10 protein-coding genes and 1 pseudogene are annotated in these 12,913 nt (G+C 71.2%); 4 read left to right on the top strand and 7 right to left on the bottom strand.

Annotation, left to right across the window (positions count from 1 at the left end):
* Window positions 1-139: 139 nt before the first annotated feature.
* Entirely contained in the window at window positions 140-1,663 is a 1,524-nt protein-coding gene (locus AC3ETA_RS11645; protein WP_432192766.1) for an amino acid permease, read from the top strand.
* A gap of 37 nt (window positions 1,664-1,700) precedes the next feature.
* On the opposite strand, the gene AC3ETA_RS11640 is transcribed toward AC3ETA_RS11645, so the two are convergent.
* Both AC3ETA_RS11640 and AC3ETA_RS11635 read right to left on the bottom strand, forming a co-directional pair.
* Window positions 1,701-2,072: an NTP pyrophosphohydrolase gene (locus AC3ETA_RS11640; RefSeq protein WP_432192765.1), complete on the bottom strand. Its 372-nt coding sequence runs from the start codon at window positions 2,070-2,072 to the stop codon at window positions 1,701-1,703.
* Between the two features lie 238 nt (window positions 2,073-2,310).
* Window positions 2,311-3,243, bottom strand: a complete 933-nt coding sequence (locus AC3ETA_RS11635) for an NAD(P)-dependent oxidoreductase (protein WP_432192923.1) — start codon at window positions 3,241-3,243, stop codon at window positions 2,311-2,313.
* A 154-nt stretch (window positions 3,244-3,397) separates the two neighbouring features.
* On the opposite strand from AC3ETA_RS11635, the gene AC3ETA_RS11630 reads away from it, so the two are divergent.
* A complete protein-coding gene (locus AC3ETA_RS11630; protein WP_432192764.1) occupies window positions 3,398-4,414 on the top strand; it encodes a PLL family lectin in 1,017 nt (338 codons plus the stop codon).
* 80 nt (window positions 4,415-4,494) lie between these two features.
* On the opposite strand, the gene AC3ETA_RS11625 is transcribed toward AC3ETA_RS11630, so the two are convergent.
* Together AC3ETA_RS11625 and AC3ETA_RS11620 are read right to left on the bottom strand one after the other, a co-directional pair.
* Complete coding sequence (locus tag AC3ETA_RS11625; RefSeq protein ID WP_432192763.1) at window positions 4,495-6,624, bottom strand: 3-hydroxyacyl-CoA dehydrogenase NAD-binding domain-containing protein; 2,130 nt, start codon at window positions 6,622-6,624, stop codon at window positions 4,495-4,497.
* Window positions 6,621-7,841, bottom strand: coding sequence for a thiolase family protein (locus tag AC3ETA_RS11620; RefSeq protein ID WP_432192762.1), 1,221 nt, complete (start codon window positions 7,839-7,841; stop codon window positions 6,621-6,623). Before AC3ETA_RS11620 ends, AC3ETA_RS11625 begins: the two co-directional genes overlap by 4 nt.
* A 440-nt stretch (window positions 7,842-8,281) precedes the next feature.
* On the opposite strand from AC3ETA_RS11620, the pseudogene AC3ETA_RS11615 reads away from it, so the two are divergent.
* Window positions 8,282-8,464, top strand: a pseudogene (locus AC3ETA_RS11615) (carbohydrate ABC transporter permease); the annotation flags it as partial.
* Between the two features lie 130 nt (window positions 8,465-8,594).
* Here AC3ETA_RS11615 and AC3ETA_RS11610 read toward each other — a convergent pair.
* The 3 genes from AC3ETA_RS11610 to AC3ETA_RS11600 all read right to left on the bottom strand — a co-directional run bounded on the left by AC3ETA_RS11610 (window position 8,595) and on the right by AC3ETA_RS11600 (window position 11,609).
* Window positions 8,595-9,875, bottom strand: a complete 1,281-nt coding sequence (locus tag AC3ETA_RS11610) for a ribonuclease D (RefSeq protein WP_432192761.1) — start codon at window positions 9,873-9,875, stop codon at window positions 8,595-8,597.
* A 204-nt stretch (window positions 9,876-10,079) separates the two neighbouring features.
* Window positions 10,080-10,742, bottom strand: coding sequence for a response regulator transcription factor (locus tag AC3ETA_RS11605; protein WP_030967662.1), 663 nt, complete (start codon window positions 10,740-10,742; stop codon window positions 10,080-10,082).
* Window positions 10,743-10,973: 231 nt separating this feature from the next.
* The gene (locus AC3ETA_RS11600) at window positions 10,974-11,609 is read right to left on the bottom strand and encodes a DUF3000 domain-containing protein (protein ID WP_432192760.1); all 636 of its coding nucleotides are present in this window, start codon (window positions 11,607-11,609) and stop codon (window positions 10,974-10,976) included.
* Window positions 11,610-11,755: 146 nt separating this feature from the next.
* Here AC3ETA_RS11600 and hemE point away from each other — a divergent pair, with 146 nt between their 5' ends.
* Complete coding sequence (hemE, locus tag AC3ETA_RS11595) at window positions 11,756-12,811, top strand: uroporphyrinogen decarboxylase (RefSeq protein ID WP_432192759.1); 1,056 nt, start codon at window positions 11,756-11,758, stop codon at window positions 12,809-12,811.
* The last annotated feature ends 102 nt before the right edge of the window (window positions 12,812-12,913 follow it).

Genomic DNA, 12,913 nt, shown 5'->3' with positions numbered 1-12,913 from the left:
CGCTGACGGCCGGATGGGCCGGTTCCACCACCCATGACGGTGGTGAAACCGGCCCATCTGTGTGAATCCGCCCACGCCGGGGCAGGCGTACCACGCCCCCTCTCGATCATGTCGAGGACGACAAGTGGGAGGTACGACCGTGAGCAGCACACTCTTCCGGACGAAGAGAGTCGAGCAGTCCATCCTCGATACCGAGGAGCCGGAGCACGCGCTCAAGAAGTCCTTGTCCGCGTTGGATCTGACCGTCTTCGGCGTCGGTGTCATCATCGGCACCGGCATCTTCGTGCTCACCGGCACCGTCGCGAAGGACAACGCCGGACCCGCCGTGGCCCTGGCGTTCGTCGTCTCCGGCGTCGCCTGCGCGCTGGCCGCGCTCTGTTATGCCGAGTTCGCCTCCACGGTCCCGGTGGCGGGGTCCGCGTACACGTTCTCGTACGCCTCGCTCGGTGAACTGCCCGCCTGGATCATCGGCTGGGACCTGGTCCTGGAGTTCGCGCTCGGCACGGCGGTGGTGGCGGTCGGCTGGTCGGGCTACATCCAGTCCCTCATGGACAACGCGGGCTGGACGATGCCGGACGCGCTGGGCAGCCGGGAAGGCGCCGACGCGTTCGGGTTCGACATCCTCGCCGCCGCGCTCGTGCTCGTCCTCACCTTCATCCTCGTCCTCGGCATGAAGCTGTCCGCGCGGATCACGTCCCTGGTCGTCGCCATCAAGGTGGCCGTCGTCCTGACCGTGATCATCGCCGGCGCGTTCCTGATCGACGGCGACAACTACGACCCGTTCATCCCCGACAGCCAGACGGTGGATGCCGGCGGCAGTCTCCAGGCCCCGCTGATCCAGCTCATGTTCGGCTGGGCCCCCTCCAACTACGGTGTGATGGGCATCTTCACCGCCGCCTCGGTCGTGTTCTTCGCCTTCATCGGCTTCGACGTCGTGGCCACGGCCGCCGAGGAGACCAAGAACCCGCAGCGCGACATGCCGCGCGGCATCATCGGCTCGCTCGTCATCTGCACCACGCTCTACGTCCTCGTGTCGATCGTCGTCACGGGCATGCAGAACTACACCAGGCTGTCCGTGGACGCCCCGCTCGCCGACGCGTTCAAGGACACCGGGCATCCCTGGTTCGCGGGCTTCATCAGCTTCGGCGCCGCCGTCGGTCTGACGACCGTGTGCATGATCCTGCTGCTCGGCCAGACCCGGGTGTTCTTCGCGATGAGCCGCGACGGACTGCTGCCGCGCTTCTTCTCCCACGTCCACCCGCGGTTCAAGACCCCGCACCGGCCGACCATCCTGCTCGGCGTGATCATCGCGGTCCTCGCCGGTTTCACCCCGCTGACCGAACTCGCGGCGCTGGTGAACATCGGTACCCTGTTCGCCTTCGTGGTCGTGGCGATCGGCGTGATCATCCTCCGCAGGACCCGCCCCGACCTGCACCGGGCCTTCCGCACCCCGTGGGTGCCGGTCATCCCGATCCTGTCGGTGTGCGCCTCGCTGTGGTTGATGATCAACCTGCCCGCCGAGACCTGGGTCCGCTTCGCCATCTGGATGGTGGCGGGCTTCGGCGTGTACTTCGTCTACGGCCGCTCCCACAGCCGGCTCGGACTGCACAAGGAGACGACCGAGGCCGAAATCGGCAGGGGGGAGGGCTCAGGCACCGCCTAGCCCGACCCGACGGCTCCGGGCCGCGTACGGCAGCCGGCTACGGCCGGACCGTGCGCGGCCCTGCCACGTCCGCCCCCAACTCCGTCACCCGCCGGCGCAGTTCCCGGTCCGCGGTCACCACCAGGCAGGACCGCCCGGCCGCCCGCGCGACCAGTTCGACCATGTGATCGTCCCCGCTCCCGGCGGCGGACTCCACCAGTACCCCCGGCACGCTCTGCACGCCCCGAGCGGCCCCCTCCACCACGAGCACGATCTCCACGGGCCCCGCATGCCCCGGCACCCCGTCCGCCGCCAGCCGGTCCCGCAGCCGCTCCGCGGCCCCCCGCCGATCCCGCCACCACCCGTCGGGCACCGACCCGACGACGTTCGCGGCGTCGACGATCACGAGCAGGGGGACGTCAGCGTTCATGCGGAAAGGGTCGCACGGCGGCCAGGGGAGACGACGGGCACGCTCGCCGCCGGAGTCGGTCTGCTCGCCGTGTGATCCGGTGCTGGAACCGGTGCGCTGGCTGCTGGAGTCGGTCTGCTCGCCGTGTGATCCGGTGCCGGAACCGGTGCGCTCGCTGCCGGAAACGGCCTGCTCGCCCTGCGACCCCGTGCCGGAACCGGTGCGCTCATCCTTCGGCTTCCTGGCGGTACCGCCCCGCTCACTCCGCGGCCCCCTCCTCGAAGCTCGCGAAGTACGCCGCCGCCATGTCCTCGTCGCCGTGGCCCTGCGCCGTCGCCCGCTCGAAGCGTTCCGCGCTCGCCGTCGCCACGTCCAGCTGTACGCCGTGCCGCTCGCCGGCCGCCACGATGAGCCGTGCGTCCTTCGCCGCCGTGCTCACCGCGAAGGCGGCCGGGGACAGTTGGCCGTTCAGCACCAGGCCCGTCTTGGCCCGCAGGTACCCCATGTCGAGCGGCCCGCCGTCGATCACCTCGAAGAAGCGCTGCGGGTCCACATCCAGGGCCTTGGACAGCGCGAGCACCTCACCGGCGGCGTTCGTCACGGCCAGCACCCAGCTGTTGGCGACCAGCTTCAGCCGGGTCGCGCTGCCCGCTCCGCCGTCCTCGCCGGTCCACACCGTACGGGCGCCGACGGCGTCGAACACCGGCGTGACCGTCTCGCGGCCCTCCGCAGGACCGGCCGCCAGGACGGTGAGCTGACCGGCCTCGGCGGGCTGACGGGTACCGAGGACGGGGGCGTCGTAGAAGACGAGGCCGTGCTCGCCGGCGAAGGCGACCAGGGCGGCGATGCCGTCGATCCCGGCGGTCGTCGACTGCATCCAGACGGCACCGGAGCGCAGTCCCGGTGCCGCTTCGCGCATGACTTCGAGCGTCGCGGGCCCGTCGTACAGCATGGTCAGGACGACGTCGGCGCCCTCGACCGCCTCGGCGGGGGAGTCGGCGACGAAGGCGCCGTCGGCGGCCAGCGGCTGGGCCTTGGCCCGGGTGCGGTTCCAGGCGCGGACGGTGTGCCCGGCCTTCGCCAGATTGCGGGCCATCGCGGCGCCCATGATGCCGGTGCCCAGGACGCTCACGGTGAGCTTGTCGGTCATGACGTCGAATTCCTGTTCTCGTGCGGACGTTGCTGCTCTGATCCAGCTTGCCTCTCCTGTACGGAGATACCGCGGAACCCACGACCCGGACGGGGAGTTGGGGAGGGGCGTGTGCGTGGACGCGGAGGGCCTTGTCCAGCGCCGGGAAGCCGGGGGCGGCACACCGGCGCCGGTCCGCCCCGCATATGGTGATCCGGTGAACGGCGACTGGCTCATCCGCGGCCGTGACGGCCGCCTCAGCGTCTATCTGCCGACCGAGGACGCCGTCCTGTGCCGGGCGGAACTCGGCCCCGGCGGCCCCTGGGAACCCCCGCGCAGGGTCGGCGGCGACCAGAAGCTGCGCCCCGGCCCCGCGGTCGGCCAGGGCGCCGACGCCTACGCCCATCTGGCCGCCTGGCGGCCCACCAAGGCGGGTGAGGCGGGCCTGGTGCACTCCACGCACTTCCGGCCCCGTCTGGCCCCGTTGGACTGGTCGTCCATCGGCCACCCGGACAAGGCCGGTGACCGCACCGGCACGCCCGCCGTCACGGTGGACGCGCAGGGGCGGGCGCATGTCTTCGTGCGCAACCGGGAGGGCGGCGTCAGCATGCGCGGCCAGAGGGAGGTGGGCGGCTGGGGCCCGTGGCGCGACCTGAAGGGCGCCGAGGCCGACGACCGGCTGGCCGCGGTGACGGGGGAGTCGGGACGGGTCGAGCTGTACGCGGCCGTCCCCGGCGCCCTGCTGCACTGGCGGCAGGAGAAGCCGGGCAGCGTCCCGGTCCTTGAGGAGGCGATGGAGACACCGGTGCGGGCGGGTACCCTGCACGCCCTGGCGACCTCTGCGGAGCACACGACCCTGTTCTACGCCGACGACTCCGGCGACCTGTGCGCCTGGCGCCCCGGCACCAAGCCGGTGACCCTCCTGACGTCCGCCGGCCCCGGCCCGGTGACCGCGATCCGCTGCGAACTCGACGGCCATGACTGCACGTTGCTCGCGCAGCGGTCGACGAGCGGCCGCGTCGCCTTCGCGGCGTACCCGACGGAACAGGAGTCGGCGGGCGCATGGTGGACCGAGTCGGGCCCGCAGCTCCCGGCGGACGCGGTGGTGGCGACGGCGGTGGACGAGGACGGCCGGGTCGTGGCGGCAACGCTGTCACCGTCGATGGGCCAACTCCTCATCACCCGCCGCAAGGACGAGCCGGGGCTGGCCCTGGAGGCGTGGCGGGAGGTCTGACCGCCCGCCACGCCCCCACGAGCCCAGTACACGAAAGGGCCCCTGCCGGAGCAGGGGCCCTCACTCGCGTACGAGTCGTGTCACGCCGGAACCGACGCCACGCCCGGCGCCAGGAACTTCTTGCCGTTCACGCGCTCGGAGACACCCTCGCGGTCCAGGTACGGCGTGATGCCGCCCAGGTGGAAGGGCCAGCCGGCACCCGTGATCAGGCAGAGGTCGATGTCCTGGGCCTCGGCGACGACACCCTCGTCGAGCATGAGCCCGATCTCCTGGGCGACGGCGTCGAGGACCCGGTCACGGACCTGCTCCTCGGTCAGGACGGAGTCGCCCTGCTTCAGCAGCGCGGCGACCTCGGGGTCCAGCTCCGGCTTGCCGGAGTCGTAGACGTAGAAGCCGCGCTTGCCCGCCTTGACGACGGCCGCGAGGTTCGGGGAGACCGTGAAGCGGTCCGGGAAGGCCCGGTTGAGGGTCTCCGAGACGTGCAGACCGATCGCGGGACCGACGAGCTCCAGCAGCACCAGCGGGGACATCGGCAGACCGAGCGGCTCGACGGCCTTCTCGGCGACCTCGACCGGCGTGCCCTCGTCGATGACGTCCTGGATCTCGCCCATGAAGCGGGTGAGGATGCGGTTCACGACGAACGCCGGGGCGTCCTTGGTGAGGACGGCGGTCTTCTTCAGCTTCTTGGCGACGGCGAAGGCCGTGGCCAGCGAGGCGTCGTCCGTCTTCGCGCCGCGGACGATCTCGAGGAGCGGCAGGACCGCCACCGGGTTGAAGAAGTGGAAGCCGACGACCCGCTCGGGGTTCTTCAGCTTCGACGCCATCTCGGAGACCGAGAGGGACGAGGTGTTGGTGGCGAAGACCGCGTGCGCCGGGGCGACCGCCTCGACCTCCGCGAACACCTGCTGCTTGACGCCGATCTCCTCGAAGACGGCCTCGATGACGAAGTCCGCGTCCGCGAAGCCCTCGGCCTTGTCCAGGACACCGGTCACCAGCGCCTTGAGGCGGTTGGCCTTGTCCTGGTTGATACGGCCCTTGCCGAGCAGCTTGTCGATCTCGGCGTGGACGTAGCCCACACCCTTGTCGACGCGCTCCTGGTCGATGTCCGTGAGGACGACCGGGACCTCCAGGCGGCGCAGGAAGAGCAGCGCGAGCTGGGAGGCCATCAGACCGGCGCCGACGACACCGACCTTGGTGACCGGACGGGCCAGGTTCTTGTCCGGGGCGCCGGCCGGGCGCTTGCCGCGCTTCTGCACCAGGTTGAACGCGTAGATGCCGGAGCGCAGTTCGCCGCCCATGATCAGGTCGGCGAGCGCCTTGTCCTCGGCGTCGTAGCCCTGCTGCAGGTCGCCGTTCTTGGCGGCGGCGATGATGTCGAGGGCGCGGTAGGCGGCCGGAGCGGCGCCGTGCACCTTCGAGTCCGCGACGAAACGGCCCTTGGCGACGGCCTGGTCCCAGCCCTCACCGCGGTCGATCACCGGACGCTCGACCTCGACGTCGCCCTTCAGCACCTGAGCGGTCCAGATCAGCGACTGCTCCAGGAAGTCGGCGCCCTCGAAGATGGCGTCGGCGATGCCCAGGTCGAAGACCTGCTGACCCTTGAGCTGCTTGTTCTGGTTGAGGCTGTTCTCGATGATCACCTGGACGGCCCTCTCGGCACCGATCAGGTTCGGCAGGATCGTGCAGCCGCCCCAGCCCGGGACCAGGCCCAGGAACACCTCGGGGAGCGAGAAGGCGGGCAGCGCCTTGGAGACGGTGCGGTACTCGCAGTGCAGACCGACCTCGACGCCACCGCCCATCGCCGCACCGTTGTAGTACGCGAAGGTCGGCACGGCGAGGGCCGACAGCCGCTTGAAGACCTCGTGGCCGCCCTTGCCGATGGCCAGCGCGTCCTTGTGCTCCTTCAGCAGCTCGACGCCCTTGAGGTCGGCGCCGACGGCGAAGATGAACGGCTTGCCGGTGATGCCGACGCCGACGATGTCGCCGGCCGCGGCCTCCGCCTCGACCTGGTCGATGGCCTTGTCGAGGTTCGCCAGCGACTGCGGGCCGAAGGTGGTCGGCTTGGTGTGGTCGAAGCCGTTGTCCAGCGTGATGAGCGCGAAGCGCCCGGCGCCGGACGGCAGGTCGAGGTGGCGTACGTGCGCCGACGTCACGACCTCGTCGGGGAACAGCTCGGCCGCACCCTTCAAAAGCTCAGCGGTGGTGCTCACTTGCTGCCTCCGTCGAAGTTCGGGTTCTCCCAGATGACCGTCGCGCCCATGCCGAAGCCGACGCACATGGTGGTCAGGCCGTAGCGGACGTGCGGCTGCTCCTCGAACTGGCGGGCCAGCTGCGTCATCAGACGGACGCCGGAGGAGGCGAGCGGGTGGCCGAAGGCGATGGCGCCGCCGTACTGGTTGACGCGCTCGTCGTCGTCGGCGATGCCGTAGTGGTCGAGGAAGGCCAGGACCTGGACGGCGAAGGCCTCGTTGACCTCGAACAGACCGATCTCGGAGATGTCGAGGCCCGCCTTGGCGAGGGCCTTCTCCGTGGCCGGGATCGGGCCGTAGCCCATCACCTCCGGCTCGACGCCCGCGAAGGCGTAGGAGACCAGGCGCATCTTCACCGGGAGGTTGTTCTCGCGGGCGAAGTCCTCGGAGGCGATGAGGGAGGCGGTGGCGCCGTCGTTCAGACCGGCCGCGTTACCGGCGGTGACCCGGCCGTGGACGCGGAACGGGGTCTTCAGACCGGAGAGGTTCTCCAGCGTGGTGCCCGGACGCATCGGCTCGTCGGCGGTGACCAGGCCCCAGCCCGTCTCGCCGGCCTCGGGGTTGGTGCGGCGCACGGAGATCGGGACCAGGTCGGCCTGGATCTTGCCGTTGGCGTACGCCTTGGCGGCCTTCTCCTGCGAGCGCACGGCGTACTCGTCGGCGCGCAGCTTGGTGATGTGCGGGTAGCGGTCGTGCAGGTTCTCCGCCGTCATGCCCATGAACAGGGCGGACTCGTCGACCAGCTTCTCGCTGACGAAGCGCGGGTTGGGGTCCACGCCCTCGCCCATGGGGTGGCGGCCCATGTGCTCGACACCACCGGCGATGGCGATGTCGTAAGCACCGAAGGCGACCGAACCGGCGACCGAGGTGACGGCGGTCAGGGCGCCGGCGCACATACGGTCGATGGAGTAGCCGGGCACCGACTGGGGCAGACCGGCGAGGATGCCGGCGGTACGGCCGATGGTCAGGCCCTGGTCGCCGATCTGCGTGGTCGCGGCGATGGCGACCTCGTCGATCTGCTGCGCGTCGAGACCGGGGTTGCGGCGCAGCAGCTCCCGGATCGCCTTCACGACGAGGTCGTCGGCGCGGGTCTCGTGGTAGATGCCCTTCGGGCCCGCCTTGCCGAACGGGGTGCGGACGCCGTCGACGAAGACGACATCCCTGACGGTACGAGGCACGATGGCTCTCCTCCAGAGGTGCGGGATCTGCACTGCTGCGGCACGCAAGCGCTGAGCGCGCGCTCAGACCCATGCTACTTATGAGTAACGTAGCTGCACAGTCCTGGAGGGTGGAGCGGCGAAGGTCACATGGAACGGGCGGTGGCCGAGCGCCCCGGGAGGAGCGCGGGGAACTGCGCGACCAGCCCCCACGCACCCGCACACAACTCACCGAGGCGGAAGCTGTGGACCCTCCGGGGACAGCGCCGGGGCAGGCACGGGATGCGATCCGACCCCATCCCCCGTGATCACCCCGAACAGCGCCCGCGCCACCTCCGCCCCGAACCCGTACACGTCATGACGCATCGCGGACAGCGTCGGATGCGTCGGCCGGCACAGCTGCGAGTCGTCTCAGACCTGCCACGCCCCGGCCGGCGCCGGTGCCCCGCCGCCGCGTCGCATTCATGCTCTCGGAAGATCTTGGCCTGATCTCGACGTCGCTGTTCCGCTTCAAGGGCCCGCTCGGCGCCCACTGGGAAACGATCCCGGCAGGAGCGGGTCCGGTGATCCTGCCGACGCTGATCGTCTTCCTGTTCCGCCAGCGGTTCGCCTACAGCCGCTTCACGAAGGGAGCGACCAGGTGAGGAGCTTCGGCGGCTGGGGCCTGGTGCGTAGATGACGCCTGCCGCGCGACGCCCGGCACGCCCTCTCGCCGCACCGAACGCCGCGCGGCCGGCCTTCGGGCGACGACGCGACTTCCGTACCAGGCCCTAGCTAGGCGGACAACGCGGCCACCAGCACCGGCGTGACCTGTTCGACCTGCCAGGGCCGAGCCCCGTGGCCGGCCAGCGCCTCGGCGACCGTCTCCGCGCTCACCTCCTTCGGCGGCTCCCAGCAGACCCGCCGCACCGTGTCCGGGGTGATCACGTTCTCCTGAGGCATGTTCAGCTGCTCGGCCAGCGCCGACACCGCGGTGCGCGCGGCGGAGAGCCGGGCCGCGGCGGCCGGATCCTTGTCCGCCCAGGCCCGCGGCGGAGGCGGCCCCGCGACCGGCTGGCCGGGGGTCGGCAGCTGGGCCTCGGTCAGGGCCTTCGCACGGTCGACGGCGGCCTGCCACTGCTCCAGCTGCCGCCGTCCCATGCGGTGCCCGAAGCCGTTGAGCGCGGCCAGGGCGTGCACATTGCCGGGCACGGCGAGCGCGGCCTCGACGATGGCCGCGTCGCTGAGCACCTTGCCCGGCGACACGTCCCGCTTCTGTGCGATCCGGTCCCGGGCCTGCCAGAGCTCCCGCACGACGCCGAGCTGCCGGCGCCTGCGCACCTTGTGCATCCCGGACGTCCGCCGCCAGGGGTCCTTGCGGGGCTCGGCGGGCGGCGCGGACGCGATCGCGTCGAACTCCTGCCGCGCCCACTCCAGCTTGCCCTGCCGGTCGAGGTCCTTCTCCAGGGCGTCACGCAGGTCCACCAGCAGCTCGACGTCCAGCGTCGCGTACCGCAGCCAGGGCTCCGGCAGCGGCCGGGTCGACCAGTCGACGGCCGAGTGGCCCTTCTCCAGCACGAACCCGAGGACGCCCTCGACCATCGCGCCGAGGCCGACCCTGGGGAAGCCGGCGAGCCGTCCGGCCAGCTCGGTGTCGAACAGCCGGGTCGGCACCATGCCTATCTCACGCAGGCAGGGCAGGTCCTGGGTGGCGGCGTGCAGCACCCACTCCACTCCGGACAGCGCCTCGCCGAGGCCGGACAGGTCGGGACAGGCCACGGGGTCGATCAGTGCGGACCCCGCGCCCGCGCGGCGCAGCTGCACCAGATAGGCGCGCTGGCCGTAGCGGTAGCCGGACGCGCGTTCGGCGTCGACGGCGACGGGACCCGAGCCCGCGGCGAAGGCGGCGATCACCTCGGCGAGTGCGTCCTCGTCGGCGATCACCGGCGGAATGCCCTCGCGGGGCTCCAGCAAAGGGATCGGCGCCTCCGTAACAGAAGATCCGTCGTCTTCCGGAGGGGCGCCTCCGGTGGTTCGCAGTGAACTGTCTGCTGCGGTTTCTTGGGCGTCGGTCACATGTCAAGGGTATCTGTGTATGGACGGCGCCCGCCGACGGAACGTTCCGTCGGCGGGCGCTCAAGGGTCGTAAACCAGTCAGTCAAGGGAAGGATCCGGCTCACGACGGATCGGGGACGGGGGTGGGACCGGTGGCCGATCCCGTTCACGTCAGTGAATGATCAAGCGTTGAATCGTCGGTGGCGGGGCTCGAGGGGGACGGGCTCAGTGGATGATGCCGGTGCGCAGCGCCACGGCGACCATACCGGCGCGGTCGCCGGTGCCGAGCTTGCGGGCGATGCGGGCGAGGTGGCTCTTGACGGTCAGGGCGGACAGGCCCATCGAGACGCCGATCGCCTTGTTCGACTGGCCCTCCGCCACCAGCCGCAGTACCTCGACCTCACGGCCGGACAGTTCGCGGTAGCCGCCCGGGTGGCTCGGGGCACCCGGGTGGCGACGGTGCATACGGGCGGCGGCGGCGCCGATGGGAGCGGCACCGGGACGGGTGGGGAGCCCGACGTTGGTGCGGGTGCCGGTGACGACGTAGCCCTTCACACCGCCCGCGAGGGCGTTGCGTACGGCGCCGATGTCGTCGGCGGCGGACAGGGCGAGGCCGTTCGGCCAGCCCGCGGCGCGGGTCTCCGACAGGAGGGTGAGGCCCGAGCCGTCGGGCAGGTGGACGTCGGCGACACAGATGTCGCGGGGGTTGCCGACGCGAGGACGGGCCTCCGCGATGGACGAGGCCTCGATGACATCGCGCACACCGAGCGCCCAGAGATGACGGGTGACGGTGGAGCGGACGCGGGGGTCGGCCACGACCACCATGGCGGTGGGCTTGTTCGGGCGGTAGGCGACCAGGCTTGCGGGCTGCTCGAGGAGAACGGACACCGGGCCTCCTGGGGTGCGGGGACGGCTTTCAAGGTCACAGTCGTCTTCGGCACCAAACCTCTGGCCCTTTAGGGAAAGATCACGATTTAGTGAGTAACAATTGGGGCAATTCGGACACGTGGTCGATCGTTCGGGGAGTAATTCGCGTCGATCATGGACTGTTTCCTGACCGAAAGTGGCCGTATCGACAAAGTGACGGTCAAGCCTCCGGCCGTCGGATGCCGTTCGGGTCTAACGGGACTGCGGGTCGCGGCGCTGCGGCAGCGTCACCACCGACGCGTCCCCCGGACCGGCCGGCGGCAGGCCCGCGATCTGGGCCAGCAGATCGCACCAGGACGCCAGATGGGTCGCGGTGTCCGGGACGCCGCCCAGGCCCTCGCGCGGGGTCCAGGAGGCACGGATCTCGATCTGCGAGGCCGCCGGGCGCTCCGACAGGCCGCCGAAGTAGTGGGAGCTCGCCCGCGTGACGGTGCCGCTCGGCTCGCCGTACGACAGGCCGCGCGCCTGGAACGCGCCGGTCAGCCAGGACCAGCACACCTCGGGCAGCAGCGGGTCGGCGGCCATCTCCGGCTCCAGCTCCGCGCGCACCAGCGTCACCAGCCGGAAGGTGCCCCGCCAGGCGTCGTGGCCCGACGGGTCGTGCAGCAGCACCAGCCGGCCGTCGGCCAGGTCCTGGTCGCCGTCGACGACCGCCGCCTCCAGGGCGTACGCGTAGGGGGCCAGACGCTGGGGCGCCTTGGTCTGCTCGATCTCGATCTGCGGCCGCAGGCGACTCGCCCGCAGTGCCTCGACAGCGGCACGGAACGCCGCTGGAGCCGTACTGTGCGCATGCCGGTCCCCCTCCCCGGCCTCCTTCGCGTCATCCATTCCGCCAGTGCCGTCCGACAGTCTTCCCTGAGCCGCAGCCATGCCGGGAAGATTAAGGGGAACGGGAGCTTCGTGCAGGGAGGGACACCCGGACAACGCGGCAACCCCGGCGTAGAGCCCTTCGCGGCCGTGCGAGACTTGCCCCCGTGAGTGCCAACCAGACGCCGCCGCCCGCCACGTACGACTCAGCCTTCCTCAAGGCATGCAGGCGCGAGCCCGTGCCGCACACGCCGGTGTGGTTCATGCGGCAGGCAGGGCGCTCACTCCCCGAGTACCGCAAGGTGCGCGAGGGCGTCGGCATGCTCGACTCCTGCATGCGGCCCGACCTCGTCACCGAGATCACCCTCCAGCCCGTGCGCAGGCACGACGTGGACGCGGCGATCTACTTCAGCGACATCGTCGTGCCGCTGAAGGCCATCGGCATCGACCTCGACATCAAGCCCGGCGTCGGCCCGGTCGTCGAGCGCCCCGTCCGCACCCGTGACGACCTGGCCCGCCTGCGCGACCTCACGCCCGAGGACGTCTCCTACGTCACCGAGGCCATCGGCCTGCTCACGGGCGAGCTCGGCGCCACCCCGCTCATCGGTTTCGCCGGCGCGCCTTTCACCCTCGCGAGCTACCTCGTCGAGGGCGGTCCGTCGCGTACGTACGAGAACGCCAAGGCGATGATGTACGGCGACCCCGAGCTGTGGGCCGACCTGCTCGACCGCCTCGCCGACATCACCGCGGCCTTCCTGAAGGTGCAGATCGAGGCCGGCGCCTCCGCCGTCCAGCTCTTCGACTCCTGGGCCGGCGCCCTCGCCCCCGCCGACTACCGCCGCTCGGTGATGCCCGCCTCCGCGAAGGTCTTCGACGCCGTCGCCGGGTACGGCGTCCCGCGCATCCACTTCGGCGTCGGCACCGGTGAGCTGCTGAAGCTCATGGGCGAGGCCGGCGCGGACGTCGTCGGCGTCGACTGGCGCGTCCCGCTCGACGCGGCCGCCCGCCGGGTCGGCCCCGGCAAGGCGCTCCAGGGCAACCTCGACCCGACCGTCCTGTTCGCCGGCACCGAGGCGGTCCAGGCCAAGACCCGCGAGGTGCTGGACGCCGCGGCCGGCCTCGAGGGCCACGTCTTCAACCTCGGCCACGGCGTCATGCCGTCCACCGACCCGGACGCCCTGACCCGGCTCGTCGAGTACGTCCACGCGCAGACCGCTCGGTAGGACGCGCCCGCCCGGAGGCCGAGCGCCGGCCAGGCGGGCAGCCGCAGTGGCAGGAGGGCCGCACGTGGGCCGGGGCCGACGGGGATCTTTCCGGCCGGCCGG

This window comes from Streptomyces sp. bgisy027, from assembly GCF_057710365.1.
Note: the sequence above shows the minus strand (reverse complement) of the source record. Positions and strands in the feature narration are given on the sequence as shown.

Coding starts and splice junctions, on each gene's coding strand:
- AC3ETA_RS11640 (WP_432192765.1), bottom strand. CDS start 2,072: ATGAACGCTGACGTCCCCCTGCTCGTGATCGTCGACGCCGCGAACGTC.
- AC3ETA_RS11600 (WP_432192760.1), bottom strand. CDS start 11,609: ATGGATGACGCGAAGGAGGCCGGGGAGGGGGACCGGCATGCGCACAGT.